25 protein-coding genes are annotated in these 25,734 nt (G+C 53.9%); 9 read left to right on the forward strand and 16 right to left on the reverse strand.

Translation table 11 applies throughout. The features are described 5' to 3' along the window. Positions 1-75 precede the first annotated feature (75 nt). Entirely contained in the window at positions 76-2,217 is a 2,142-nt protein-coding gene (locus GN242_RS03575; RefSeq protein ID WP_156286925.1) for an ornithine decarboxylase, read from the forward strand. A gap of 66 nt (positions 2,218-2,283) precedes the next feature. Here the strand turns inward: GN242_RS03575 and GN242_RS03580 are convergent, their stop codons facing one another. Next, positions 2,284-2,916: a TetR/AcrR family transcriptional regulator gene (locus GN242_RS03580; RefSeq protein WP_231617129.1), complete on the reverse strand. Its 633-nt coding sequence runs from the start codon at positions 2,914-2,916 to the stop codon at positions 2,284-2,286. Between the two features lie 284 nt (positions 2,917-3,200). Between GN242_RS03580 and GN242_RS03585 the strand changes: the two genes are divergently transcribed. Both GN242_RS03585 and GN242_RS03590 read left to right on the forward strand, forming a co-directional pair. Next, entirely contained in the window at positions 3,201-4,421 is a 1,221-nt protein-coding gene (locus GN242_RS03585) for a Tm-1-like ATP-binding domain-containing protein (RefSeq protein WP_156286926.1), read from the forward strand. Between the two features lie 2 nt (positions 4,422-4,423). Then, on the forward strand, positions 4,424-5,254 hold the full coding sequence (locus tag GN242_RS03590) for a phosphoenolpyruvate hydrolase family protein (RefSeq protein ID WP_154753503.1): 831 nt from the start codon (positions 4,424-4,426) through the stop codon (positions 5,252-5,254). A gap of 103 nt (positions 5,255-5,357) precedes the next feature. Here the strand turns inward: GN242_RS03590 and mltC are convergent, their stop codons facing one another. Genes mltC through mutY form a run of 3 tightly spaced genes read right to left on the reverse strand, consistent with a single transcriptional unit; the run spans position 5,358 to position 7,849 of the window. Then, positions 5,358-6,437, reverse strand: coding sequence for a membrane-bound lytic murein transglycosylase MltC (mltC, locus tag GN242_RS03595; protein WP_154753504.1), 1,080 nt, complete (start codon positions 6,435-6,437; stop codon positions 5,358-5,360). Between the two features lie 54 nt (positions 6,438-6,491). Continuing rightward, positions 6,492-6,764: an oxidative damage protection protein gene (locus GN242_RS03600; protein ID WP_154753505.1), complete on the reverse strand. Its 273-nt coding sequence runs from the start codon at positions 6,762-6,764 to the stop codon at positions 6,492-6,494. Continuing rightward, complete coding sequence (gene mutY / locus GN242_RS03605; protein ID WP_154753506.1) at positions 6,764-7,849, reverse strand: A/G-specific adenine glycosylase; 1,086 nt, start codon at positions 7,847-7,849, stop codon at positions 6,764-6,766. Before mutY ends, GN242_RS03600 begins: the two co-directional genes overlap by 1 nt. A 248-nt stretch (positions 7,850-8,097) precedes the next feature. Between mutY and trmB the strand changes: the two genes are divergently transcribed. The 3 genes from trmB to GN242_RS03620 all read left to right on the forward strand — a co-directional run bounded on the left by trmB (position 8,098) and on the right by GN242_RS03620 (position 9,972). Then, positions 8,098-8,817 carry a tRNA (guanosine(46)-N7)-methyltransferase TrmB gene (gene trmB, locus GN242_RS03610; RefSeq protein WP_154753507.1) on the forward strand — a complete coding sequence of 240 codons (720 nt, stop codon included), beginning with the start codon at positions 8,098-8,100 and terminating at the stop codon, positions 8,815-8,817. Beyond that, the gene (locus GN242_RS03615) at positions 8,817-9,143 is read left to right on the forward strand and encodes a YggL family protein (protein WP_154753508.1); all 327 of its coding nucleotides are present in this window, start codon (positions 8,817-8,819) and stop codon (positions 9,141-9,143) included. Before trmB ends, GN242_RS03615 begins: the two co-directional genes overlap by 1 nt. 112 nt (positions 9,144-9,255) lie before the next feature. Then, on the forward strand, positions 9,256-9,972 hold the full coding sequence (locus GN242_RS03620; RefSeq protein ID WP_154753509.1) for a YggN family protein: 717 nt from the start codon (positions 9,256-9,258) through the stop codon (positions 9,970-9,972). Between the two features lie 92 nt (positions 9,973-10,064). On the opposite strand, the gene hemW is transcribed toward GN242_RS03620, so the two are convergent. The 4 genes from hemW to GN242_RS03640 form a co-directional block, all read right to left on the reverse strand. Beyond that, positions 10,065-11,201, reverse strand: a complete 1,137-nt coding sequence (gene hemW / locus GN242_RS03625; protein ID WP_154753510.1) for a radical SAM family heme chaperone HemW — start codon at positions 11,199-11,201, stop codon at positions 10,065-10,067. Next, complete coding sequence (gene rdgB, locus GN242_RS03630; RefSeq protein WP_154753511.1) at positions 11,194-11,787, reverse strand: RdgB/HAM1 family non-canonical purine NTP pyrophosphatase; 594 nt, start codon at positions 11,785-11,787, stop codon at positions 11,194-11,196. Before rdgB ends, hemW begins: the two co-directional genes overlap by 8 nt. Positions 11,788-11,941: 154 nt before the next feature. Further along, positions 11,942-12,481 (reverse strand): YggT family protein, encoded by a 540-nt coding sequence (locus tag GN242_RS03635; protein WP_154753512.1) that lies wholly within the window; start codon positions 12,479-12,481, stop codon positions 11,942-11,944. 8 nt (positions 12,482-12,489) lie between these two features. Beyond that, positions 12,490-13,203: a YggS family pyridoxal phosphate-dependent enzyme gene (locus GN242_RS03640; protein WP_154753513.1), complete on the reverse strand. Its 714-nt coding sequence runs from the start codon at positions 13,201-13,203 to the stop codon at positions 12,490-12,492. A gap of 15 nt (positions 13,204-13,218) precedes the next feature. Between GN242_RS03640 and GN242_RS03645 the strand changes: the two genes are divergently transcribed. Continuing rightward, positions 13,219-14,211, forward strand: coding sequence for a type IV pilus twitching motility protein PilT (locus GN242_RS03645; protein WP_156286927.1), 993 nt, complete (start codon positions 13,219-13,221; stop codon positions 14,209-14,211). 255 nt (positions 14,212-14,466) lie between these two features. Here the strand turns inward: GN242_RS03645 and ruvX are convergent, their stop codons facing one another. From ruvX to metK, 8 genes are all read right to left on the reverse strand, one after another. Next, on the reverse strand, positions 14,467-14,889 hold the full coding sequence (ruvX, locus tag GN242_RS03650; protein ID WP_195918379.1) for a Holliday junction resolvase RuvX: 423 nt from the start codon (positions 14,887-14,889) through the stop codon (positions 14,467-14,469). Next, positions 14,889-15,452: a YqgE/AlgH family protein gene (locus GN242_RS03655; protein ID WP_154753516.1), complete on the reverse strand. Its 564-nt coding sequence runs from the start codon at positions 15,450-15,452 to the stop codon at positions 14,889-14,891. Before GN242_RS03655 ends, ruvX begins: the two co-directional genes overlap by 1 nt. A gap of 91 nt (positions 15,453-15,543) precedes the next feature. Beyond that, positions 15,544-16,488: a glutathione synthase gene (gene gshB / locus GN242_RS03660; protein ID WP_154753517.1), complete on the reverse strand. Its 945-nt coding sequence runs from the start codon at positions 16,486-16,488 to the stop codon at positions 15,544-15,546. 146 nt (positions 16,489-16,634) lie between these two features. Continuing rightward, positions 16,635-17,366: a 16S rRNA (uracil(1498)-N(3))-methyltransferase gene (gene rsmE / locus GN242_RS03665; protein ID WP_154753518.1), complete on the reverse strand. Its 732-nt coding sequence runs from the start codon at positions 17,364-17,366 to the stop codon at positions 16,635-16,637. Positions 17,367-17,419: 53 nt separating this feature from the next. Then, on the reverse strand, positions 17,420-18,133 hold the full coding sequence (gene endA, locus GN242_RS03670) for a deoxyribonuclease I (protein WP_154753519.1): 714 nt from the start codon (positions 18,131-18,133) through the stop codon (positions 17,420-17,422). Positions 18,134-18,255: 122 nt separating this feature from the next. After that, complete coding sequence (locus GN242_RS03675; RefSeq protein WP_154753520.1) at positions 18,256-18,768, reverse strand: SprT family zinc-dependent metalloprotease; 513 nt, start codon at positions 18,766-18,768, stop codon at positions 18,256-18,258. Between the two features lie 126 nt (positions 18,769-18,894). Beyond that, positions 18,895-20,292, reverse strand: coding sequence for a sugar porter family MFS transporter (locus GN242_RS03680; RefSeq protein WP_154753521.1), 1,398 nt, complete (start codon positions 20,290-20,292; stop codon positions 18,895-18,897). Positions 20,293-20,672: 380 nt separating this feature from the next. Next, on the reverse strand, positions 20,673-21,827 hold the full coding sequence (metK, locus tag GN242_RS03685; RefSeq protein WP_154753522.1) for a methionine adenosyltransferase: 1,155 nt from the start codon (positions 21,825-21,827) through the stop codon (positions 20,673-20,675). 809 nt (positions 21,828-22,636) lie between these two features. On the opposite strand from metK, the gene speA reads away from it, so the two are divergent. After that, positions 22,637-24,613, forward strand: a complete 1,977-nt coding sequence (gene speA, locus GN242_RS03690; protein WP_154753523.1) for a biosynthetic arginine decarboxylase — start codon at positions 22,637-22,639, stop codon at positions 24,611-24,613. A 152-nt stretch (positions 24,614-24,765) separates the two neighbouring features. Continuing rightward, on the forward strand, positions 24,766-25,686 hold the full coding sequence (speB, locus tag GN242_RS03695) for an agmatinase (RefSeq protein WP_154753524.1): 921 nt from the start codon (positions 24,766-24,768) through the stop codon (positions 25,684-25,686). Positions 25,687-25,734: the final 48 nt, after the last annotated feature.

The raw sequence follows: 25,734 nt of genomic DNA on the forward strand, positions 1-25,734 counted from the left end.
CTATCGGTCTGAGCGGCACTTCATTGCTGACAGCCCCTGACACCCACTCATCCTTGACCGCCGGGCATTTGTGCTATGACACCATTGAAAATTGCAGCCAGCACCACCGTGGCAATCCATCTCCAGACCGGGCGCGAAGTCGTTACGCTGGATAACACAGACTTTACCGATGTGGCAGCGGTGGTTCTCTCCGTTTCTGACTCGCGCTCTGGTGTGCTGGCGCTGCTGCGTCATACGGGGTTTAATCTGCCGGTCTTTATCGCGCTGGATGATGCCTCACAGGCCGTTGACCTGCCTGAGGTTGAGGGGGTACTGACGGGGGATAGCAGCGATGCGTCGTTACTGGAAACCGCTGCCGCCGCCTATCAGGCTAATTTACTGCCGCCGTTTTTCCAGACCCTGACCAAATACGTGGCAATGGATAACACCACTTTTGCCTGCCCCGGTCATCAGGGCGGAGAGTTCTTTAAAAAACATCCGGCCGGGCGTCAGTTTTATGACTTCTTTGGTGAGAACGTCTTCCGCGCCGATATGTGTAACGCCGACGTAAAACTTGGCGATCTGCTGATCCACGAAGGTTCGGCTAAACATGCGCAGAAATTTGCGGCCAAAGTGTTTAACGCCGATAAAACCTATTTTGTGCTCAACGGCACCTCCAGCGCTAATAAAGTGGTCACCAATGCGTTGCTGACTCGTGGCGATCTGGTGTTGTTCGACCGAAATAATCATAAGTCGAATCATCACGGCGCGCTGATCCAGGCCGGAGCAACGCCGGTATATCTGGAGACCGCCCGCAACCCGTTTGGCTTTATTGGCGGTATTGATGCGCACTGTTTTGATGAGAACTATGTGCGCGATCTGATTAAGCAGGTGGCTCCGGATCGCGCCGGGGACGAGCGCCCGTTCCGCCTGGCGGTGATCCAGCTTGGCACCTACGATGGCACGGTATACAACGCGCGGAAGGTGCTCGACAGCATTGGCCACCTGTGTGACTACATCCTGTTTGATTCCGCCTGGGTTGGCTACGAGCAGTTTATTCCGGTGATGGAAGCCTGTTCGCCGCTGCTGCTGGATTTGCAGCCTTCCGATCCGGGTATTTTCGTCACCCAGTCTGTACATAAGCAGCAGGCCGGATTCTCGCAGACCTCGCAGATCCACAAGAAAGATAACCATATTCGCGGTCAGCAGCGTTTTTGCAGCCATAAACGGCTGAATAATGCTTTTATGCTGCATGCCTCTACCAGTCCGTTCTACCCGCTGTTTGCTGCGCTGGATATTAACGCCAAAATGCATCAGGGTGAGGCGGGCCGCCGCCTGTGGCATGAGTGCGTGGTGCTGGGAATTGACGCACGTAAGGCGATTCTGGCGCGCTGCGAGATGATTAAGCCGTTTATTCCTGACGAGGTTGACGGCAATCCCTGGCAGGATGCACCTACCGCCACCATCGCCAGCGATGCGCGCTATTTCAGCTTTGCACCGGGTGCGGCATGGCATGGTTTTGCGGGCTATGAGAAAGATCAGTATCTGGTTGATCCATGCAAGCTGCTGCTGACCACGCCGGGCATCGATGCTGCCAGCGGTAAATATGCCTCCTTCGGAATTCCTGCGACCATTCTGGCTAACTACCTGCGTGAAAATGGCGTAGTGCCGGAGAAGTGCGACCTCAACTCTATTCTGTTCCTGCTGACTCCGGCGGAGAGCATGGAGAAGATGGCGCGGCTGGTGGCGAAGCTGGCGCAGTTTGAACAGCACATTAAAGAAGATGCGCTGCTGCGCGATGTATTGCCCACCATCTACCGTAAAAACGCAGTGCGTTACGAAGGCTACACTTTGCGCCGCCTCTGTCAGGAGATGCACGACCTGTATGTCAGCCACGATGTGAAAGATCTGCAAAAGGCGATGTTCCGTCAGCAGAGTCTGCCAAAAATGGTGATGAACCCGCAGGATGCCAATATTGAGTTTATTCGCGGCAACGTCGAGCTGGTGCCTATTGCTCAGGCCGAAGGGCGTATTGCGGCTGAAGGTGCGCTGCCGTATCCACCGGGAGTTCTGTGTGTGGTGCCGGGGGAAGTCTGGGGCGGGGCGGTGCAGCAATATTTCCTCGCGCTGGAGGAGGGGATTAACCTGCTGCCGGGCTTCTCGCCGGAATTGCAGGGCGTATATGCCGAAGCCGATGAGCGGGGAGTTAAACGCTTGCAGGGGTATGTGCTGGTGTAATTAACACGCTGGAGAACCGGCCCCTTTTGTACGCAGGGGCCAGGTACTCAGTCAGGGATACAATCCCTAAGGCGTCAGTGCATCTTCCCGAGCCTGGCGCACAATCGCTTTGGCGATCCACTTACCAATATCCTGTAGCTCGTCGTTATCACAGCCCCAGATATCCTTCATCACCAGGAAAATCTCCGAACCATATACCAGTGACAGCGAGCGCACGACGCGATCCATCAGGTCTGGCGTCAGCTCTTTGTTGAGCGGCTCCACCACCTGAGTCAGCATCGCTTTACGATTTCCCCGCACCAGTTTCTCTTTCAACGGCACGGCATCAATTGACTGCGACTGCGCCCACTGTGTCAGCGACAGATGAAGCGCCGCCCGCAGCGTACCTTCATGTTGCAGCATACGCGGGAAGGCGAAACTCAGCAGTTCATCAATGCGTGCGTTGGCATCCTGTTTGGTGGGCTGCCAGTTTTTGATCGGGCTAAGTGTTTCAGCAACAATGGCTGAAACCAGCGCGCTCTGAGTCGGGAAGTAGCGATAGGCGGTAGCGCGAGACAGCTGTGCCTCCTGTGCAACTTCGGTGATTGATGGAAATGCCCCGCTATCAAACATTTTCATCGCAGTATCAATCAATAAGCGGCGCGTTCTGGCTCGTGTTGATGTTAAGCCCAAAACGCCAGCGGAATCCCTTTGCTCCACGATAACCTCATTTTCCGGTAAGACTTGTATTTCATTGGGCCGGTGTTGACGACAATGTCGCCTCCGGCATTGGCTGCCGGGGAGCAGCGTGCGCTTAGTCCCGGCGTTATAAGCGTAGTCAAAAACTCTACGAGACTCACATTTCATTCAATTGATTTATCATTCTTTAAGATGCTACTGTTACTGTCACTCAGTCAGTTATTTCTCGCCTCAAGATTATTTACGGCTTTATCCCAAGATTATCAAATCTTTATTAATCTAGATAACAGGTTAGCGTAACGTCAATGAAAAATCATAGTGGATCTGTCTACGTTGTCGCGACAGCGGATACTAAAGGAAGGGAACTGTTTTACGTGCGCGATCTCATTGCGCAAACAGGCCTGAATGTGGTAACGGTTGATCTGTCTACTCAACCACTTAGCAGCGCTTTTGCCGGAAATATCCCCGCCGCTATGGTGGCAGATTATCACCCGCAGGGGCGCGATTTTGTGTTCTGTGGCGATCGCGGTAAAGCGATTGGGGCGATGGCACAAGCTTTTGAGATTTTCCTTAGTCAGCGTGATGATATTGCAGGAATCATCGGGCTGGGGGGATCAGGCGGTACGGCACTTATCACTCCGGCGATGCAGGCGCTGCCGGTGGGTGTACCCAAACTGATGGTTTCAACTATGGCTTCCGGTGATATATCGGGATATATCGGTGCCAGCGATATCGCTATGCTCTATTCGGTAACCGATGTTGCCGGACTGAACCGGATTTCACGGCAGGTTCTTGGAAATGCTGCTCATCAGATTGCAGGAGCAGTGCATTTCCCGCTGCCTGCCGGAGTCTATGATAAACCTGCCATTGGCCTGACAATGTTTGGCGTCACCACCCCCTGCGTGGAAGCCGTCAGCGCTGCGCTGGAAGATGACTATGACTGCCTTGTATTCCATGCTACCGGCAGCGGCGGCAAGGCAATGGAGAAGCTGGCAGACAGTAATATGCTGGCTGGAATGCTCGATCTGACCACGACAGAAGTCTGCGATTTGCTATTTGACGGTGTGCTGGCCTGTGGTGACGATCGTTTTGATGCACTGGCCCGCAGCAAGCGCCCGTGCGTGCTATCCTGCGGCGCGCTGGATATGGTGAACTTTGGTCATCCCGCCAGCGTGCCGGAAAAATACGCCTCACGCCTGTTCTACCATCACAACTCTCAGGTGACGCTGATGCGCACCACTGTGGAAGAAAATGTGAAGATGGCGCGCTGGATTGCTGAGAAACTGAATCGCTGTGAGGGTGAGATACGTTTCCTGATCCCTGAAGGGGGCTTTTCAGCGCTGGATGCGGTGGGCCAGCCGTTTTGGTCACCGGAGGCCGATCAGGCGTTTATCTCCACCCTGGAGACATACTGTACACAGACCGAGCGGCGCCAGATTATCCGTCTGCCGTGGAATATCAATGACCCGCAGTTCGCCGCTGAAGCCGTCGCTCAATTTCGTCAAATTATGCCGCAAGGAAGATAACCATGCCCGCTTTTACCCGTCAGCAGCTGCTGACTAAATTCAGAGAGATGATTGCCCGTCGTGAACCGATTATCGGCGGTGGTGCAGGCACCGGGCTGTCGGCCAAATGTGAAGAGGCTGGCGGTATCGATCTGATCGTGATCTACAATTCCGGGCGCTATCGCATGGCCGGACGCGGTTCCCTTGCCGGGCTGCTGGCTTACGGTAATGCCAATGAGATCGTGGTCGATATGGCTAAAGAAGTGCTGCCGGTAGTGAAGAATACTCCGGTACTGGCCGGTGTGAATGGCACCGATCCTTTCTGCAATTTCGATAAGTTTCTTGATGACCTTAAGGCACTCGGCTTTTCCGGTGTGCAGAACTTCCCGACCGTCGGGCTGATTGACGGTAACTTCCGCGCCAACCTTGAAGAGACCGGCATGGGTTACGGGCTGGAAGTGGAGATGATCGCACTGGCGCATCAGAAAGAGATGCTGACCACGCCGTATGTCTTCAGCGCGGCAGATGCGCAGGCAATGACTGCCGCCGGTGCCGATATTATTGTGCCCCATATGGGGCTGACCACCGGTGGGAATATCGGTGCGTCGACCGCCTTGCAGCTGAAAGACTGTGTTCCTCTGGTTAATGAATGGGCCGCCGCGGCGAAAGCGGTACGCGAAGACGTCATTGTGCTGTGTCACGGTGGGCCGATCTCCAGCCCGCAAGATGCACAGTACATTATGGATAATTGTCCGCAGTGCGATGGGTTCTATGGCGCAAGCTCAATGGAACGCCTGCCTACGGAAGTTGCTCTGACTGAAACGACCCGTCAGTTCAAGAATATCAGCCGCTAATCTCTCTTCACCTGTTTCTTCACTTCGTGTCCCCGGCCACTACACAGATAAGTGGCCGGGGTTTGCACGTCAGCAAGTACGGCTGTTTCGGTGGTAGAGATGATCAGTAGCGGTGGTAGCTCTTCTGCGCGTTGTTCACTTTATACAGGTAACGGCGTGACTCCGCAGACGGATGGCTGGTAGTCAGCTTCTGGTACACTTCAGCAGGCGATAAATTGTTAATCGCGCTGAAGGCGCGGTCTTTATCGCTGGAGAACACCCGCAGTACGCTGCCCGCACCACCGTTATAAGCGGTGATCACCGCATAACGGCGTGAGGTCGGGTTGCTGATACCGGACAGATAGCTACCCTGCAACAGTGATAAATAAGCTGTACCGGCGTCGATATTGTTTTCCGGATCCAGCAGATAGCTGCGGCTTGGTTTGCCCCATTTACCCTTCATGCGGAATACATCCACTCCGGCAGTATGCTGCACTACCTGCATCAGACCCAGAGCATCAGAATGGCTGACTGCATATGGGTTGAAGCTGGATTCGATTTGCATAATTGCCAGGATCAGCGACTGATCGACGCCGTAGCGTTCAGCGGCTTTGCGTACCATTGGCAGATATCGGTGCGCACGTTTATCGAGGTGGTTTGGCACCATCGGAATGGTGACCGACCAGATCACATGCAGGCCGGAATTTCGGCGCTGGAGCTTATTCTGGATCAGGTAGTCAGCAAAGCTGGCGGCTCGCCCCTGCCAGCGGATAGGCTGGCCGGTATTATCCAGCACCTGGCCGTAAAGCAGTGGCTCTTTACTGATCTGAATATCTTTGGCGTCAGAATAGAGATCGGCATTACCCGGATCTTCCCCGATCAATAAAGTAGTGATAATCGCCTGACGCAGGCTGGCCGTCGGATCGGTACCGGCAATGGTCTCAATGGTGATGCTACCGGCATCGAAGTTAATGTGGCTGCGCGTATAGTATTGATCGCTATATTTTACATAGTCTTTTGGGCCAGCGATCAGGACTTCATTCATTCCCCAGATATTTTCGATGTTGTGGGCAAACTGTCCCATCAAAATATCAAAACCGTTGGTGTCTTTAATCCAGTCTTCATTAGAGGCGTTATGTTTCTTGCCTGAGCAGGAAACCAGCAGTGGCGCAATAATCAGCAAACTTATTAGTTTTTTCTTCATTTTCTCGTGCATCGCCCACAATTTGAGAGGGCCTCATCAGAGAGGCCCTGCGACTTATTCTTCCGGCGGGGTATAACCTTCAATATGAACATCGTGCCCTTCGAAGAGAAACTTAATCATCTCTTGTTCCAGCAGCTTACGGTCATCGGGGTTCATCATGCTGAGTTTCTTTTCGTTGATCAGCATGGTTTGTTTCGCCATCCATTTTGACCATGCTTCTTTTGAAATCTCGTTATAAATGCGCTTGCCTGTATCCCCAGGATATAGCTGGAAATCCTGCCCTTCGGCTTCACGTTGCAGGAACGTACAAAAAATGGTTCGGCTCATTACTCTTCCTCTTCTGTTACACGAACACTCAACGCTATCTGTTGTGGCTGGCGTAACTGCTGTAGCAGGCGCTCTACCGGCGCGGCCAGCCCCACGGCGGGCGGCTGCGCTAAGTTATACCAGAGACCTGGCACATCATCCATTGCCGCACGGGCAGAAGGCAGCTCAAGCCACATTGGTACAATATCCAGGTGGAAGTGACTGAAGGTATGGCGGAAGGCGATCATCTGTTGCAGTTTACTGTCGTCCACGCCGCGCTGCCGGAGCGCCTGACGCAGTTCTGACTCATCACCATACTGTGGGAAACAGAATAATCCGCCCCACAGCCCTACAGGCGGACGCTGTTCCAGCCAAACATCCTGGCCCTGCTGCATCAGTAACAGGTAGCCGGTGCGTTCAGGAATAGTCTGTTTCGGTTTCTTCCCCGGGTACTGCGCCCAGCTGTCGTGAGCACGGGCAATACAGCCAGGATTGAGCGGACAAATCTCACATTTGGGTTTCGAGCGGGTACACACCATCGCGCCGAGATCCATCATCGCCTGGTTGAACTGGCTGACGCCCTCCGCTGGGGTGACTTCTTCGCTGATTTTCCACAGCCGCTTCTCCACCTCTTTCTTCCCCGGCCAGCCCTCAACCGCGTAGCAGCGAGCCAGAACACGTTTGACGTTACCATCAAGGATCGGGAAATGTTTACCCAAAGCCAGCGAGAGGATCGCCCCGGCGGTGGAGCGTCCGACGCCGGGCAGGGCCTCGACTTCTTCTATGGTTTGTGGAAAGACGCCGCCGTGTTTTTCTACCACGGTTATCGCCGCTTTATGCAGATTACGCGCCCGTGCGTAATAGCCGAGGCCGGTCCACAGGTGCAGCACTTCATCAAGCGGTGCCGCCGCCAGATCGCTAATGCCAGGAAAGCGCGCCATAAAGCGTTCAAAATAGGGAATAACGGTAGCGACCTGCGTCTGTTGCAGCATCACCTCCGAAAGCCAGACTTTGTAAGGTGTTTTCTCCAGCTGCCACGGCAGGGTTTTACGCCCATAGCGCTGATACCATTCCAGTACCTGATGCGAAAACTGCGCTGCCTGCATGATGTGAATCCCCGTTGCTTCATTGCGAAAACCAGGCAGGGATTCCAGCACAGAGATTAAGGAGTGTAAACCGGATATTGGCGCTATTTGATTAACAGCTGTGAGAGACTATGCTCTCTGCGGATAGTCATCAGCTGCTATCGCCCCAGGAAGCAGCGCAGGCGTCCCGGTATCAGGGCGGTCTTTATGTTTTCTCGTCCTGAAGGCATAATGCCCGCTTTCTTCAGTGCACAGCCGCAGGCAGAACCATGAAAAACGATGTTATCTCACCGGAATTTGACGAAAATGGCCGCGCTATGCGCCGGATCCGCAGCTTTGTGCGTCGCCAGGGCCGCCTGACCAAAGGTCAGCAGCAGGCGCTGGATACGCTGTGGCCGGTAATGGGCGTTGAGTATCAGCCTGAACCGGTCGATTTAACCGCTCTGTTTGGCCGTGACGCGCCGCTGGTGCTGGAGATTGGTTTTGGTATGGGCGCTTCGCTGGTAGCGATGGCGGCCAGTAATCCACACCAGAACTTCCTTGGAATTGAAGTTCACTCTCCGGGAGTCGGTGCCTGCCTGGCGACGGCGGAGGAAGCAGGCGTCAGCAATCTGCGCGTGATGTGTCATGATGCGGTCGAAGTGCTGAATCTGATGATCCCTGACAACTCGCTGAGTATGGTGCAGCTGTTCTTCCCGGATCCATGGCATAAAGCCCGTCATAACAAGCGCCGTATCGTGCAGGTTCCTTTTGCTGAGTTGGTATTAAGCAAGCTGAAGCTGGGCGGCGTATTCCATATGGCGACCGACTGGGAGGCCTATGCCGGGCATATGCTGGAAGTCATGAGCAGTATCGACGGATATCAAAACCAGTCGCAGGAAGGTAACTGGGTGCCGCGCCCTGAATCGCGGCCATTAACGAAATTTGAGCAGCGTGGTCAGCGTCTTGGCCACGGTGTATGGGATCTGATGTTTGAGAGGGTTAAATAATGGCTACACAACGCAGTCGTCGTCTTCGTAAGAAAATGCACATTGATGAGTTTCAGGAGTTAGGCTTCTCCGTGGGCTTTACCTTCCCGGAAGGCACCAGCGAAGAAACTATCGACAGCACCGTTGATGCGCTGATCAATGAAGTGATCGCGCCTAACGGCCTGGCCTTTGACGGCAGCGGTTATTTGCAGTGGGAAGGTCTTATCTGCCTGCAAAAAATCGGCAAATGCACCGACGAACATCGTCAGCTGGTGGGTGACTGGCTGAAGGCCCGTAAACTGAACGACGTGAAAGTGACCGAACTTTTTGACGTCTGGTGGGACTAAGAGTTAACGGGCAGACCGAATAAACGGGCAGACCGAACTTAGTGTCTGCTCCTGCACGTAAGGGGGCGACCATTTTTCTGGTCGCCCCTTTTTCATATCAAGGAGACGATTTATGCGTAAAGCGCTTTTTAGTGGAGCATTGCTGTTGCTGGCTGCGGGCCAGGCTCAGGCGGATTACCAGTGCAGCGTTAATCCTCAGGACGATATCATTATCAACCCGATGCAGGTGCAGGTGGTCGGTGCCAGCGGCAATCTGACGATCTCTCCGGTAGGTGATGTTCAGCGTAACGGTAAAGTGGCAAATATTGATGAGGCCACCCGTCAGAAAGCTATCGACTATCAGGCTGCGCTGCGTCGTGATTTACCCTGGATTGATAGCGGTGCCAAACAGCGCCTGGAAAAAGGGCGTGTGGCTCTGGATCGGGTGATCGTGCAGAAGCTGGGCGAGAACAGCAATGTACGTCAGCGCCTGACTACGCTGGACGGACAGCTGAAACAGCAGATGAACCGTATTATTGAGCAGCGTAGCGATGGCCTGACCTTCCACCATAAGGCGGTTGAGCAGGTGCGTCAGGACGGTGAACGTCTGGTGCAGAGCGCGATGGGCGGCGTGGTGCAGGACAGCCTGAACGAGATGGGCAGCAAGCAGGCAGGTAACGGAGATAACCCGTTGCAGGCCATTATGGGCAACCTGGGGGGCTTACAGCAGGCGATTCAAGCCGAATGGAGCAATCAGGAGCAGGATTTCCAGAACTTCGGCCATGAAGTCTGTAATCGTGTGACCACCCTGGAAGGGCAGCGTAAGGCATTGATTGCCGGGTTAAAATAAGCTTTTTATGTCGGACGAGGTGCGCCTCGCTCCGGCGTATAGCTTCCAGCACCATCACGCAGGGGTCAGGCGTGTGCCTGACCCGCACAGGGTTACTCCGTTAAAAACAGCTCCAGCAGCGAATTCAGGAACAGCTTCCCCTTCTCCGTAATCTGCCACTCTTCTGCGGTTTCCGTCAGATATCCTTTTGCTATGGCTTCGTCGATCTGCGCACGAATAGTGCTTTCCGCCAGTCCGGTATAGCGCGTGTACTCCTCGCGCGGTGCCGCTTCCAGCAGACGAAAACGGTTCATAAAGAATTCAAACGGTTTCTCGCTATCCGCCACTTCATAACGCTTATCCAGATACTTCCCGGCCATAAAACCACGCGGATGTTTGGTCTTGGTGGTACGGATAATAGTGCCGTCCGGCTGGGTCAGTTTGCCGTGTGCCCCGCAGCCAATACCGAGGTAATCACCAAAGCGCCAGTAATTGAGGTTGTGCTCACAGCGATAGCCTGGTTTGGCATAGGCGGATGTCTCATACTGCTGATAACCCGCAGCGTTCAACAGGGCATGGCCCTGCTCGAAAATATCCCACAGATCATCTTCATCAGGCAGACGCGGCGGCCGTGAGGCAAACAGCGTGTTCGGCTCGATAGTCAGCTGATACCAGGAGAGATGCGGTGGATTAAGGGCAATCGCCTGGCGCAAATCGTCCAGCGCCTCTTCCAGCGACTGATCCGGCAGGCCATGCATCAGGTCGAGGTTAAAACTGCGTAATCCGAGATTCTCAGCCAGCTGCGCTGCGCGCTTTGCCTCCTCCGGCCCGTGAATGCGCCCCAGACGCTCCAGCTTGGCCGCACTGAAACTCTGTACACCAATGGAGATACGGTTAATACCGGCGCGCTGGTAGCCGCTGAAGCGCTCTGCTTCCACCGCACCCGGATTGGCTTCCATGGTAATCTCAGCGGTTGCAGAGAGCGGCAGGCGTGCGCGAACGCCATCGAGCAGCATCTGCATGGCTTCACTGCTTAACAGGCTCGGCGTGCCCCCGCCGATAAACAGGGTGCTGACTTCGCGGCCTGAGGTTAACGGCAGGTCAATATCCAGATCGTTCAACAGGTGCTGCACATACTCTTCGTGCGGAACTTCACCTTTTAATGCGTGGGAATTGAAATCGCAGTACGGGCACTTCTGTACACACCACGGAATATGGATATACAGACTGAGCGGCGGAAGGTTACCCATGTTTCATGGCACTCAACAGCAGTTCCAGCGCCTGCCCGCGATGTGAAACCGCGAGTTTTTCCGCTTTGCTCAACTCTGCGGCGGTCTTACCCAACGCAGGAACGAAGAAGATCGGATCGTAGCCAAAGCCGCCTGCGCCTGACGCGCTGCGGGTAATTTCACCTGCCCAGCTGCCGTGGAACACCAGCGGCGTTGGGTCTTCAGCATGGCGCAGATAGACCAGCACACAGTGAAACTGTGCCTGGCGCTTTCCATCCGGCACCGATTCCAGCGCCGTCAGCAGTTTTTCCAGATTCTGCTGGTCGCTGGCATCCAGGCCTGCATAGCGCGCCGAATAGATCCCCGGCGCACCGCCGAGTGCATCCACCGCCAGCCCGGAGTCATCGGCAATCGCAGGTAATCCGGTGATCGCCGCAGCATGGCGCGCCTTAAGAATGGCATTCTCAATAAATGTCAGACCGGTCTCTTCGGCAGACTCCACGCCCAGTTCCGTCTGCGCTACGATATCCAGCCCAAACGCGGCCAACAGGTCAGCCAGTTCACGAACCTTTCCGGGGTTGCCGGTGGCGAGTACAACTTTTTGCATAGTAGATCCAAAAATATTATTAACTTATAACGTCTTAACCGAGAATTCTGCCCTACAGGAAGGCGGCAACTGAGCGAATCCCCGGGAGCTTACTGAAGTAAGTGACCGGGGTTCGTGAGGGCAGCCAGCGCACCTGTAGGGTAAAAGACGACAGTTAAAATTGGGCCCAGCCGGGGATGTACTCGAGTCCCAGGAAATTCAGCATATACAGTATTAAAATCACCGCCATCGCTGAGAAGTCGATACCGCCCATTGCCGGAATAATACGGCGTACTGGTGCCATTAACGGCTCAGTTAGCTGAATCAGCACGTAATCAACCGGGTTACGCCCCTGGCTGACCCAGCTCATCAGTGAACGCACAATAATCACCCAGAACACCAGCATACCCGCCGCTTTCACCAGAATCACCAGACCCAGGTAAAGGAAAAGCGGATCCGCTACGTACAGATTCAGCATCACCGGCCCCAGCAGCACGCTGACGATATAGGCGATCAGCAAAGAGGCGGTATCCAGCGGCCCGATGGACGGAATAATGCGCCGTACAGGTTTCACGATGGGCTGGGTGATTTTCACCACAAACTGCGAAAACGGGTTGTAGAAGTCACATCGTGCCCACTGCATCCAGACGCGCAGTAACAACACTTTGATGTAAATCGCGATCACCGTTGTTACCAGAAAGATCAACGCTAGCATGAGGTTCCTCAGTTGTTGTGATGAGCGGCGGCGTTACCGTAGTCGCGCGCGCCGAAAATTGCGGTGCCGATGCGCACCATGGTACTGCCTGCCGCGATTGCGGCGTCCATATCGTCACTCATTCCCAGCGAAAGCGTATCCACGCCGGGATAATTCTGTTGCAGCTGCTTTAACGCTGCCGCCATCCGCTGACACACCGCCAGCTGGCGTGCGTAGTCGGTTTCCGGTGCCGGGATCGCCATCAGCCCGCGCAGTGTCAGGCGTGGCATTTCAGCAATCTGCTGTGCCAGCGCGGGCAGATCGGCCAGCGCAATGCCGGACTTGCTCTGCTCATCGCTGATGTTTATCTGAATCAGCACGTTAAGCGGAGGCAGGGCATCAGGGCGCTGATCGTTGAGGCGGCTGGCAATGCGCAGACGGTCAACGGTATGGCACCAGTCAAAATGCTCTGCAACCAGACGGCTTTTGTTAGATTGCAGCGGGCCGATAAAGTGCCAGGTCAGGGCAGGATTTGCCAGCAGCTGGATTTTATCTACACCTTCCTGCACGTAGTTTTCGCCAAAACTGCGCTGTCCGGCAGCCACCGCTTCTTCGACCGCGCTCGCAGGTTTGGTTTTGCTCACTGCAAGCAGCTCAATCTCTTTTGGATCGCGTCCGCACTGTGCCGCCGCCGCTGAGATACGCTGGTGGACTTGCTGTAAGTTGTGCTCAATCGAAGTCATAGTCAGGGAATTATTATGGATATTGAGGAAATTGTGGCCCTTAGTGTAAAGCATAATGCCGGAGATCTGCACCTTTGCAGTGGTCATTCGCCTTTCTTGCGCTGTAATGGACATCTGACACCCGTTAAAGATGAGCCGGTAATATCAAATGAGTGGCTGGAAAGCTTTGCTGTACGCTGGCTGAGTGTTACTCAGCATCAGGAGCTGGCACAGCACGGACAGGTAGACTTTGCGCTGACAATGCCTGATGGCGTTCGCCTGCGCGCCAATCTTTTCCGCCAGCGTCACGGTCTGTCGCTGGCGCTGCGTATCATCGCCAGCAGCTGCCCGGCAATGGAATCTCTGCATCTGCCCGCGATGGCCCATTCGCTGCTGAACCGCAATGAGGGGCTGATCCTGATTACCGGCGCTACCGGCAGCGGCAAGTCCACTACGCTGGCTGCGATGGTGGGGGAGATGAACCAGCAGCAGCAGCGCCATATTCTGACGCTGGAAGACCCGGTGGAATATCTGCATTACAGCGCCCAGTCGCTAATCCAGCAGCGAGAGAAGGGGCTGCACTTCAGCTGTTTTGGTTCAGGGCTGCGTGCGGCGCTGCGGGAAGACCCTGATGTGATATTGCTGGGAGAGCTGCGCGATGCAGAGACGATTCAGCTGGCGCTGACTGCTGCGGAAACCGGCCATCTGGTACTGGCTACGCTGCATACGCGCGGTGCCGCGCAGGCGGTGGAACGGCTGGTGGATGTCTTTCCCGGCACAGAAAAGAGTCTGGTACGCAGCCAGCTGGCGGGGAGCCTGGCGGCGGTGATCGCCCAGCGTCTGGTATCGGCTAAAGCGGGCAGAGTGGCACTGTTCGAGGTGCTGGTTAACAGCCCGGCGGTGGCTAATTTGATTCGCGAGGGGAAAACCCATCAGCTACCGGCCCTGTTGCAGACGGGCAGCCAGCTGGGAATGCAAACATTTGAACAGAGCATGGCAGAACGGCAAAAGATGGGGCTGTTGAGTTAATTGATTTAACCCGTTTGATGCAGTGCCGGTATCCCATGGCCATGCACGAACGACTCAACCCAGGGATGATTTTTTGCGTAGGGGTCAGGCACGAACGACTCAACCCAGGGATGATTTTTTTGCGTAGCGGTCAGGCACGTACGACTCAACCCAGGGATGAATTTTTTTCGCAGGGGTCAGGCACGCACGACTCAGCCCAGGGATGATCTTCTTGCGTAGGGGTCAGGCATGCCTGACCCGATCATGCCGGTGTCGTCAGGAATAATGATTCTCGAACCAGCTTTCCAGAATAATCACCGCAGAGAGTGAATCAACGCTGCCTTTACTGAGGGCACGAAAGCCCCCGCGCTCAAACAGCTCTGCGCGCGCCTCGACGGTGCTCAGACGTTCATCATGCAGCTCAATCTGTACCCCAAAACGGCCATGCAGACGATTGGCGAACTTGCGCGCCCGCACGGTCAGCGGCTGCTCGGTACCATCCATGTTCAGCGGCAGCCCTACCACCACGCGATCCGGCTCCCACTCTTTCAACAGGGCCTCAATCTTATTCCAGTCCGGTACGCCATCCTGCGCTTTTAACGCCGTTAATGGACGGGCAGTTCCGGTCAGCTGCTGGCCGATGGCGACCCCAATACTCTTGGTTCCATAATCAAATGACAGCATCGTCATATTACTCATCAGGCATGCCCTGCTTCACTGGCGATATTATGGATATCCACGCCGATGCTCTTCGCCGCTTCGCGCCAGCGCTCGGCAATCGGGGTATGGAACAGGATATTGCTGTTGGCTGAGGTGGTCAGCCAGGCGTTTTCCAGCAGCTCGCTTTCCAGCTGGTCTTTCTCCCAGGCACAGTAGCCTAACGCCACCAATACCTGATCGGGCTGTTCCGGAGTTCCCAGCGTTTCCAGAACGTCACGGGAGGTGGTGATCACCGTGTTATCAGATACGCGAATACTCGAGGCAAATGTGCGCTGCGCGGAATGCAGAATAAAACCACGATCTTCAGCCAGAGGGCCTCCTGAAAATACAGGTTTATCCAGCCTTGCATCGGGTTCATGTGCCGTTGAGGAAATTTTCAGCTTGGTGAGAATGCCGTCAACCGTCAGGTTTTCCATCGGTTTATTAACGATCAGCCCCATCGCACCATCAATATTGTGTTCGCAAATATAGACCACTGAACGTTTGAACAGCGGGTCTTGTAGCGTTGGCATGGCAATCAAAAAGTGATGCTGTAAATTCATTCTTAGTGTTCTGTAGTCTGGTTAACGCCCGTAGCGGGTAGCTACCGGCGTTAATGGGTGAGCGGGGGGCAGTCCGGCCCCGCCGCAACAATCAGCCCAGGCGTTTTTCGATCGCATCCATCAGCATACCGGTGATAGAAATCGGGAATGCGGCTTCGATCTCACGAACGCAGGTAGGACTGGTCACATTAATCTCGGTGAGCTTGTCACCGATAATATCCAGCCCGACAAAGATCAGTCCTTTTTCTTTCAGGATCGGGCCAACACGGCGGGCAATTTCCCAGTCACTTTCAGTCAGTGGGCGAGCTTCGCCTCGACCGCCAGCAGCCAGGTTACCACGAGTTTCGCCGGATTTTGGAATACGTGCCAGGCAGTAAGGCACCGGCTCGCCGTCAACAACCAGTACACGCTTATCGCCTTCTTTAATCGCTGGCAAATAATTCTGCGCCATGCAGTAGAAGCTGCCGTGTTCGGTCAGGGTTTCGATAATCACCGACAGGTTCGGATCTTCCTTTTTAATGCGGAAGATCGATGCACCGCCCATGCCATCCAGCGGCTTGAGGATAATATCGCCGTGCTCCTGCCAAAACTCGCGGATCTGGCTGGCATTGCGCGTTACCAGGGTATCCGGGGTCAGTTCGGCAAACCATGCGGTGAAAAGCTTTTCATTACAGTCACGCAGGCTCTGCGGCTTGTTGACGATCAGCGTGCCTTTCTCTTCAGCGCGTTCAAGGATGTAAGTAGCGTAGATAAACTCGGTGTCGAAAGGGGGATCCTTACGCATCAGTACCACGTTCAGATCTGACAGCGCAATATCCTGCTCGCTGCCGAATTCGAACCATTTATCATAGTTCTGCTCCACGTTGAGCAGGCGGGTGCGGGCACGGCCTTCACCACCACGCAGATAGAGATCGTTCATCTCCATATAGTGGATTTCGTAACCACGGCGCTGCGCTTCCAGCAGCATAGCGAAGCTGGTGTCTTTTTTAATATTGATGGAAGTAATTGGATCCATCACGATGCCAAGCTTAATCATTCTTTTCTCCACTAAGAGCTGTCTTACTTGCCTTTTTGCATGCAGGCCGTGCTCAGACCCTGTGTACATTCTGTACGGAGGGTGATGCACGCTGGCTGTGTATCCAGACTGCCTGCGACGAATACGCTCTAGTCAATTTTGTAGTTTTATCCTACGTCACCAAAACGTACCTGCAATGCGGTAATTGCCGTAAGTGCAGTCGTTTCGGTACGCAGTACGCGTGGCCCCAGCAAAATATCGGTGAATCCATACTGTGCCGTCATGCTGATTTCATCGGACGTCAGCCCACCTTCCGGGCCAATCAACAGCCGTACGCGCTCAACCGGCAGCGGCAGCGTGTTGATGCTGTGTTCAGCGCGGGGATGAAGATTTAATCTTAACCCGTGATCGTGCTCTGCACACCAGGCGTCAAGTGCCATTGCCGGGCGCACTTCCGGTATGGTGTTACGCCCGCACTGTTCGCAGGCGGCAATGGCGATTTTTTGCCACTGTTGAATTTTTTTCGCCAGACGTTCTGCATCCAGCTTTACGCCGCAGCGCTCAGAAAACAAGGGGGTAATCACATTTACTCCCAGTTCGACGGCTTTCTGGATAGTAAATTCCATCTTTTCACCGCGTGACATCACCTGACCCAGATGCAGATGAAGGGGGGACTCACGGCTATCGGCGCGGGTTTCCGTGATTTTGACGCGCACATTTTTTTTATCAGCCTGAATAATTTCTGCTGCAAAAGTCAGATTTGTGCCATCGAACAATTCCAGGGCCTGGCCCGGTACCATGCGCAACACGCGGCCAACATGGTTGGCGGCTTCATCGCTCAGGGCGGTCTCGCTACCTGTCTCTAACGATTCAGGGTGGTAAATGCGGGGTATACGCATGGAAATCCTGTCAAAATTAATGCATAAGTGCTGTGCAGTGTAGGTCAGTGATTTTACCGCTGGCAAGCTTGTAGTACGTAAGGGTTATGATTCCCCTGCACGCGGGCAATACGGCGGTCGCGTTCGCACTCCCAGGGGGTGGCCGGGTAGAGCTTATCCCATGCGGTCATCAGCTGGGTCTGCTGCTTCGACATTTGCAGCTGATACTGGTCACGCATATAAAACCAGGTGCGGGCAATAGCGCCACGGGCGCGCGCCGGTGGTTCAGCCAGTTTATTTTTAAAATCAATTTTCATTGCGCACTGGCCGTACTGCGATTCACCGCCGTTCCACTGACTGTACATAAAGTTGCCGCGATCGCCATTCACCTCACCGATTGACGGTTGCAGGTTGTGCAGGTCGGTCTCCATACGGCGATAACCTGCGTCTTTGGCGCAGCTCTTACGACCGCCGTCCTGCCAGCACTGACGCTGATGGCCGAAGCTCCAGGCCGGAACCACATGTTCCCACTCAATACGGTTGGCACGGTTGGCGTTTTTGCGCACCTTGTAGCCGCATGAGGCGAGGTCAGGCACGCCTTTTTTCCCCTGCCACTGGATTTTACAGCCGCAGTAAAACGTACCAGGGGCACCGTCGTTGATCTGCGCAGCGTAGGCTTTCGCCTGGCTGAAACTGTTCTGGCGATAGTTATCCAGATTGAGGGCGTGGGAGTAAAAAGCAGGTAACAGCAGGGCAAAGGCAACGGTGGCCAAAATTTTGCGAGACATATTCCAGTAAATCTGTAATCCGTGAAAGAGGCCTGGCAGAGTAACAGATATATGTCGTATTTCGAATCAATGACAAAGACAGACATCTTAAATCGTATTTTATTCGAACAGTTCAGTTGTTTTTAGGATTTCTGGAAGTTTCCGGCTTGCAGAATATCGCCGCAGTGTACGCAGCGGTATTCGCTTTCACCGCGAATGACCCGGTTATGACGTCTGACGGTGAGCTGATGCTGCTGGCAGCGGCAAAAATAGGGGAAAGCGCGGCTGCGTACCGACTCCACTTCAAACCGGTGGGTGCGACGTGCAGGTACGCCGAGTACGCTTTCCATCATCCATTTCCACTCTTTCCCATGCGGTGCAACGCGCCCGAAATGTTTCCAGACCAGTAGATGAGCCAGTTCGTGCGGGACAACTTCATCGATAAACTGTTGCTGATTTTCCAGTAATAGCACCGGATTGAGGCGAATTTCCCAAAGCTGTAGCCAGGCAGTGCCTGCCGCCGTACCGCGCTGCTGATAAACCAGTGCCGGTTCCGCATAGTTACGTTCCAGCCGCAGGTTGGCCTGCTGTAATTTTTCTCGCAGCTGGCGCATAACGGCCTGTTGCAGAGCGATGGGGAGTCTCGGGGATTTCATAGTGGCAAGAATACGGGGCGATAACGGTCATTTCAAGCTGTCCTGTTGCCTGTAATGCCGATATAAAAACGGGCCAGCATAATTGCTGACCCGTTGTTACTGTATCGCCTGGCCGTTGTTAGCTAATCAGTCACGTTGACCAATGTTACGCAGTTTTTTACCGCCTAACAGATTGCGCTCGATGTGCTCCAGCGAGACGTTTTTGGTCTCAGGGATCAGCCACAGCGTCAGGACAATGAAGAACAGGTTCAGCCCGCCGTACACCCAGAAGGTGTTTGCGTTGCCAAGATTGTTCAGCATGGTCAGGAAGGTAGCGCCCACGATCATGTTGGCAATCCAGTTAGTGGCGGTTGAAACAGTGATACCAAAATCACGCCCTTTCAACGGCTGAATCTCTGAGCACAGTACCCAGATCAGCGGGCCGGCACTCATAGCAAAACCGATGATAAACATCAGCAGCATCGCTACCGCAAAGTACTGCGCGGTCTCTGTATGAATTCCCACGTGTAACATGGTACCCAGCACGCCCATACCTGCGGCCATAACGGCAAAGCCGAGAATCAATGTTGGCTTACGGCCCCAGCGATCCACCAGACCGATAGCAATAAAGGTCGCCAGCACGTTAATCAGACCAACAATTACCGTTCCCCACATCTGCTGGGTGGTATTGGTGAATCCGGCAATTTCAAAGATTTTTGGTGCGTAATACATGATGACGTTCATACCGGTGAACTGCTGCATTACCTGCAACAGCACACCCAGATAGACCGCACGGCGGAAGTTACTGTTGCCTTTAAACAGTGACCAGCCAGATTGTTTGATCTTCAGGCTTTCACGAATTTCATCCAGCTCACGTTTTGCCTGTTCGCTGGTATCACGCAGACGATCGAGCACGCGCTGTGCGCTGCGGAAATCACCTTTCGCCGCCAGCCAGCGCGGGCTGTTTGGCAGGAAAAATACACCAACCAGCAGCAGCAGGGCAGGGATGGTGATCACGCCGAGCATCCAGCGCCATTCGCCGCTATAGCTGAAGGCGGTATCAGACAGGTAAGCGCCCAGGATACCGATGGTAATCATCAGCTGGTACAGCGAGATCATGCTGCCGCGGATCTTCTCAGGTGCAATCTCAGAGAGATACAGCGGAGCAGTATATGACGCCACACCGACTGCAAGGCCCAGCAGCACACGAGCAACAATCAGCATGTCCGGGTTAGGCGAGAAGGCTGACCACAGCGAACCGATGACAAACAGTACCGCACCGATCATCAGGCTTTTCTTGCGCCCGAGATAGGACGACATCCAGCCGCTGCCGACGGCACCAATTGCCGCACCAAACATCATTGAGCTGACAATCCACTCCTGCTGATGTGGCGTGACATTGAAGTCTTTAGCGATGAAGGGCAGTGCACCAGCGATAACGCCGATATCCAAGCCGAACAGCAGGCCTGCCAGTGCCGCGAGGAAGCAGACAAACAGGGTCATAGCCTTGTTCGATGTCCTGCTGCGTTTTTTATTATCAGGCATATACGCCTCCATTAAGTAGTCCCGCATATTGTTGTTATAGATGTTAGGTAAACCCGGTGCAGCAGACTGTGCTTCAGATCACATTGGTGTAATCGCTTACACACTTGAAGTATCTTAAAAACACTTTATATCTTGCTGTAACCCTTTGTAACCAGTAAGTCATAGTAGTTTATAGCTTTAAACCTTTTCTACGCGAACCACTATCAGACAACGCTGAAAATAGCGCATTTTAGGATTTTGCAGAAGATTATGTTTTTTGTAATTATCTGAAATATAAATATTTATTTTGTGTAATCGTTATCACTGCGTAATAAGCATTTCCGTACTTCAGGCATGAAAAAGGGCACCCGAAGGTGCCCTTATGCAGCAGGCCAAAAATGTTATTTCAGGCCGGCGGCTTCGCGCAGCTGTTCAGCTTTGTCGGTTTTTTCCCATGGGAAATGTTCACGACCAAAGTGACCGTATGCGGCAGTTTCGCGATAAATCGGGTGCAGCAGATCCAGCATCTGGATCAGGCCATAAGGACGCAGGTCGAAGAACTCACGCACCAGCAGGGTCAGCTGTTCGGTAGAGACTTTCTCAGTACCGAAGGTTTCAACCATGATGGAGGTTGGTTCTGCCACGCCAATAGCGTAGGAAACCTGAATTTCACAACGATCTGCCAGACCAGCAGCGACGATGTTTTTTGCCACGTAGCGAGCTGCGTAAGCCGCAGAACGGTCAACTTTTGACGGATCTTTACCGGAGAAAGCACCGCCGCCGTGACGAGCCATGCCGCCGTAGGTATCGACAATAATTTTACGGCCGGTCAGACCGCAGTCACCCATTGGGCCACCGATAACAAAACGACCCGTTGGGTTGATGTGGTATTTGGTGTTGGCGTTGATCCACTCTGCCGGAAGAACTGGCTTGATGATCTCTTCCATCACTGCTTCTTGCAGCTCTTTCTGCGTAATATCTTCAGAGTGCTGAGTAGACAGTACTACCGCGTCAATACCAACGATTTTACCGTTGTCGTACTGGAAGGTAATCTGGCTTTTTGCATCCGGACGCAGCCATGGAAGGGCGCCGCTTTTACGCACTTCTGACTGACGCTGCACCAGACGGTGAGCATAGGTCACTGGTGCTGGCATCAGCACGTCGGTTTCGTTGGTGGCATAGCCGAACATCAGGCCCTGGTCACCAGCACCTTGTTCCAGCGGATCGGTACGGTCAACGCCCTGATTGATGTCAGGAGACTGCTTACCAATCGCGCTCAGTACGGCGCAGGAGTTGGCATCAAAGCCCATATCGGAATGGACATAACCGATATCTCGCACGGTCTGACGTGTGATCTCTTCGATATCGACCCATGCGCTGGTGGTGATTTCACCGCCAACCAGAACCATACCGGTTTTCACATAGGTTTCGCAGGCCACACGCGCTTTCGGATCTTGCTCGAGAATGGCATCGAGCACAGCATCAGAAATCTGGTCGGCGATTTTATCAGGATGTCCTTCTGATACGGACTCGGATGTAAAAAGGTGTTTAGCCATTTTATTCTTTACCTTGACTCTAACGGGTTGAAGATCGACTGCATAGCGCGAAGACTGGAAACCAGCCTGGGAACTCAGCCTTAGCGCCCCCCACAGGCAAAGCCATGAGCAGTATAATTAAGACGCTTAGAAGTTAACCAGTTTAGACGGATTAACATCTGGACGTCCATTTTAGGGCACCCAATAAGCGGATTGCCAGTTTTTTTTACTGACTATGTTGGCAATAATGTAAGGAGCGGCAAATTATCCTGATAGATAACGCATTTAGCTCATTTAGATTTTGCATTTTTTTCGCCGGGGCGGTATAAAACGCCGCTGTCTGTCGTTACCCCTGTACGGCGACGCAAATGCCCGTCAGTCACGAACATTTCGTGCTGATCTTCACCCTCAGTTTTTTGTTTTTCCGCGCGCCGTGTCGGGTGTGTGTGGAGGTGATAGCAGTAATGAACCACGATGTCGTTTCATCCGGTCAATTACGCCATTCGGGCGTGTTCAGTTTCCCCTCATCCCTAACAGCTCCTTGCTCTCTGAGCCGAAGTTATCAGCGTGTTGGTAATAATCCCGACACCAGCGCCGGTTAAACTTTCTATACTTACAGCGGTTCTCTCAGATTATCCTGAGAGTTGTCCATTGGTTCTCTGACCCGTTACACGGAGTCCGCGACGTGTTTTACAATGTTATACTTCAGAAACCGATTCTGCCGGTGTTTCAACCAGTATGGCTGAAAATGCCTGCGGTAAATGGGTTATTGCTACAGGATGTGCCTGTAGCAGATTGCGGTTTTGCATCACTACAACTTGAGGTTTGCGATGTCTGACGACATGAAGACAATTAAGGGTTCGTCAGCAGGCGAACAGGGTGTACTTCGCTCCATGCAGGAGGTCGCGATCAGCGATCAGGACGCCAGCAAAATGCTGCGGACTTATAATATCGCCTGGTGGGGTAACAATTACTACGACGTGAACGAACTGGGTCATATCAGTGTTTGTCCCGATCCGGATGTGCCGGAAGCACGCGTAGATCTCGCCAAACTGGTGAAAGAGCGTGAAGCCGAAGGCCAGCGTCTGCCAGCCCTGTTCTGCTTCCCACAGATTTTGCAGCATCGCCTGCGTTCGATTAACGCTGCCTTTAAACGTGCGCGTGAATCTTACGGCTATCGCGGTGACTACTTCCTGGTGTACCCGATTAAGGTTAACCAGCATAAACGCGTGATCGAATCCCTGATCAACTCCGGCGAACCGCTGGGGCTGGAAGCCGGTTCTAAAGCCGAACTGATGGCCGTACTGGCACATGCGGGTATGACCCGTTCGGTGATCGTCTGTAACGGCTATAAAGACCGTGAATATATCCGCCTCGCGCTGATTGGCGAGAAGATGGGCCACAAGGTCTATCTGGTGCTGGAAAAAATGACCGAAGTGAAGCTGGTGCTGGAAGAAGCGGAGCGCCTGAACGTGATACCGCGTCTGGGTATCCGTGCGCGTCTCGCCTCGCAAGGTTCGGGTAAATGGCAGTCGAGCGGCGGTGAAAAATCCAAGTTTGGCCTCTCCGCCACCCAGGTACTGAAGCTGGTTGAAATTATGCGTGAAGCGGGCCGTATGGAGAGCCTGCAACTGCTGCATTTCCATCTGGGTTCGCAGATGGCCAATATTCGCGATATCGCCACGGGTGTTCGTGAGTCGGCGCGCTTCTACGTTGAACTGGCGAAACTGGGCGTTAATATTCAGTGCTTTGATGTGGGCGGCGGTCTTGGCGTGGATTATGAAGGCACACGTTCCCAGAGCGACTGCTCGGTGAACTACGGCCTGAATGAGTATGCCAACAACGTGATTTGGGCTATCGGCGATGCCTGTGATGAGCACGACTTACCGCACCCGACGGTGATCACTGAATCCGGCCGTGCAGTTACCGCACACCATACGGTGCTGGTCTCCAATATTATTGGTGTTGAACGTAATGAGTTCAGCGAGCCTCAGGCACCGCTGGAAGACTCCCCGCGTCCGATTGTCAGCATGTGGGACACCTGGCAGGAGATGCACGAACCAGGTAACCGTCGCTCGCTGCGTGAATGGTTGCATGACAGCCAGATGGATCTGTTTGATATCCACACCGGCTACTCGCAGGGTACCTATGATCTGACTCAGCGTGCCTGGGCCGAACAGCTGTACCTCAGCATCTGTCACTACATTCAACAGCATCTTGACCCAAGCAACCGCGCACACCGTCCGATTATCGACGAGTTGCAGGAGCGCATGGCGGATAAGATCTACGTGAACTTCTCGCTGTTCCAGTCGATGCCGGATGCGTGGGGTATCGATCAGCTGTTCCCGGTCATGCCGCTGGAAGGGCTGAACCAGGTACCTGAGCGTCGCGCGGTGCTGCTGGATATCACCTGTGACTCTGACGGCACTATCGATCACTACATTGACGGTGATGGCATTGCTACCACCATGCCAATGCCGGAATACGATATCGACAATCCGCCGATGCTGGGCTTCTTTATGGTCGGTGCTTACCAGGAGATCCTCGGCAATATGCATAACCTCTTTGGCGATACCGAAGCGGTCGATGTGTTTGCCTTTGCCGATGGTTCAGTCGAAGTGCAGCTCTCTGACGAGGGCGATACCGTCGCGGATATGCTGGAGTATGTGCAGCTGAACCCGGCCGAGTTGCTGACGCACTTCCGTAACCAGATCAAACAAACCGATCTGGATGAAGAGCTGCGTGCGCAGTTCCTGGAAGAGTTTGAAGCAGGTCTGTACGGCTATACCTATTTAGAAGACGAGTAAGTCTGGCGCAATAGCGCAGGCTGATATCTTGCATTAACGAATCCCTTCCTCGTCGGGTTAACGACGCGGCGGGGATTTTTTATTTGCCCGTCATACTTCATATTTTACATGCGCTGGCTGAAAGCCGCGCCTACCGTCAGAAAGGAGTTGCTATGAATAACACTCTGGGCAATCAGTACGATAATTCGCTGGTGTCTAACGCTTTTGGTTTTATGCGTTTTCCAGTTAATTTCCAGCCCTATGACAGCGATGCTGAGTGGGTGATCACCGGTATTCCGTTTGATGCTGCCACCTCCGGCCGCCCTGGCAGCCGACTTGGCCCGGGCGCAATCCGTCAGATCTCCACTAACCTGGCGTGGGAAGGCTGCCGCTGGCCGTGGGATTTTGACCTGCGTCAGCGCCTGAATGTTATCGACTGCGGTGACCTGGTTTATGCCTTCGGTGATTCTCAGGATATGAGCGACAAATTGCAGGCGCATGCGGAAAAACTGCTGGCGAACGGCAAGCGTATGCTGACCTTTGGCGGCGACCACTACATTACGCTGCCGCTGCTGCGCGCTCATGCGAAAACCTTCGGTAAGATGGCGCTGGTTCACTTTGATGCCCATACCGATACCTATTCTAACGGCCCGACGTTTGACCATGGCACCATGTTCTATACGGCACCGAAAGAAGGTCTGATCTCACCAGAGCACTCGGTGCAGATTGGTATTCGTACCGAGTTTGATAAGTCTCTGGGCTTCAACGTGCTGGATGCCGCGCAGGTTAACGACCGCAGCGTGGATGATATTCTGGCGCAGGTAAAACAGATCGTCGGCGACCTGCCGATCTACCTGACCTTCGATATTGACTGTCTCGATCCGGCCCATGCTCCGGGTACCGGAACGCCGGTAATTGGCGGCCTGACCAGCGATAAAGCCAGCAAGCTGATTCGTGGATTACAGGGGATGAATATTGTCGGTATGGATCTGGTAGAAGTTGCTCCGGGCTACGACCAGTCCGATATCACAGCCTTAGCTGCCGCCAGTCTTGCACTGGATATGCTGCACGTTCAGGCTGTTAATAAAGGCTGAGTGGGTTTCGGTCATTGCAGGGGCACGGCATGCCGTGCCCCTGATCGG

Source organism: Erwinia sorbitola, from assembly GCF_009738185.1.
Lineage (GTDB): Bacteria > Pseudomonadota > Gammaproteobacteria > Enterobacterales > Enterobacteriaceae > Erwinia > Erwinia sorbitola.

Excerpts from the sequence above, each read along its gene's own strand:
- GN242_RS03575 (WP_156286925.1), top strand. The coding sequence starts at position 76 with ATGACACCATTGAAAATTGCAGCCAGCACCACCGTGGCAATCCATCTC.
- GN242_RS03585 (WP_156286926.1), top strand. The coding sequence starts at position 3,201 with ATGAAAAATCATAGTGGATCTGTCTACGTTGTCGCGACAGCGGATACT.
- GN242_RS03590 (WP_154753503.1), top strand. The coding sequence starts at position 4,424 with ATGCCCGCTTTTACCCGTCAGCAGCTGCTGACTAAATTCAGAGAGATG.
- mltC (WP_154753504.1), bottom strand. The coding sequence starts at position 6,437 with ATGAAGAAAAAACTAATAAGTTTGCTGATTATTGCGCCACTGCTGGTT.
- GN242_RS03600 (WP_154753505.1), bottom strand. The coding sequence starts at position 6,764 with ATGAGCCGAACCATTTTTTGTACGTTCCTGCAACGTGAAGCCGAAGGG.
- mutY (WP_154753506.1), bottom strand. The coding sequence starts at position 7,849 with ATGCAGGCAGCGCAGTTTTCGCATCAGGTACTGGAATGGTATCAGCGC.
- trmB (WP_154753507.1), top strand. The coding sequence starts at position 8,098 with ATGAAAAACGATGTTATCTCACCGGAATTTGACGAAAATGGCCGCGCT.
- GN242_RS03615 (WP_154753508.1), top strand. The coding sequence starts at position 8,817 with ATGGCTACACAACGCAGTCGTCGTCTTCGTAAGAAAATGCACATTGAT.
- GN242_RS03620 (WP_154753509.1), top strand. The coding sequence starts at position 9,256 with ATGCGTAAAGCGCTTTTTAGTGGAGCATTGCTGTTGCTGGCTGCGGGC.
- hemW (WP_154753510.1), bottom strand. The coding sequence starts at position 11,201 with ATGGGTAACCTTCCGCCGCTCAGTCTGTATATCCATATTCCGTGGTGT.
- rdgB (WP_154753511.1), bottom strand. The coding sequence starts at position 11,787 with ATGCAAAAAGTTGTACTCGCCACCGGCAACCCCGGAAAGGTTCGTGAA.
- GN242_RS03635 (WP_154753512.1), bottom strand. The coding sequence starts at position 12,481 with ATGCTAGCGTTGATCTTTCTGGTAACAACGGTGATCGCGATTTACATC.
- GN242_RS03640 (WP_154753513.1), bottom strand. The coding sequence starts at position 13,203 with ATGACTTCGATTGAGCACAACTTACAGCAAGTCCACCAGCGTATCTCA.
- GN242_RS03645 (WP_156286927.1), top strand. The coding sequence starts at position 13,219 with ATGGATATTGAGGAAATTGTGGCCCTTAGTGTAAAGCATAATGCCGGA.
- ruvX (WP_195918379.1), bottom strand. The coding sequence starts at position 14,889 with ATGAGTAATATGACGATGCTGTCATTTGATTATGGAACCAAGAGTATT.
- GN242_RS03655 (WP_154753516.1), bottom strand. The coding sequence starts at position 15,452 with ATGAATTTACAGCATCACTTTTTGATTGCCATGCCAACGCTACAAGAC.
- gshB (WP_154753517.1), bottom strand. The coding sequence starts at position 16,488 with ATGATTAAGCTTGGCATCGTGATGGATCCAATTACTTCCATCAATATT.
- rsmE (WP_154753518.1), bottom strand. The coding sequence starts at position 17,366 with ATGCGTATACCCCGCATTTACCACCCTGAATCGTTAGAGACAGGTAGC.
- endA (WP_154753519.1), bottom strand. The coding sequence starts at position 18,133 with ATGTCTCGCAAAATTTTGGCCACCGTTGCCTTTGCCCTGCTGTTACCT.
- GN242_RS03675 (WP_154753520.1), bottom strand. The coding sequence starts at position 18,768 with ATGAAATCCCCGAGACTCCCCATCGCTCTGCAACAGGCCGTTATGCGC.
- GN242_RS03680 (WP_154753521.1), bottom strand. The coding sequence starts at position 20,292 with ATGCCTGATAATAAAAAACGCAGCAGGACATCGAACAAGGCTATGACC.
- metK (WP_154753522.1), bottom strand. The coding sequence starts at position 21,827 with ATGGCTAAACACCTTTTTACATCCGAGTCCGTATCAGAAGGACATCCT.
- speA (WP_154753523.1), top strand. The coding sequence starts at position 22,637 with ATGTCTGACGACATGAAGACAATTAAGGGTTCGTCAGCAGGCGAACAG.
- speB (WP_154753524.1), top strand. The coding sequence starts at position 24,766 with ATGAATAACACTCTGGGCAATCAGTACGATAATTCGCTGGTGTCTAAC.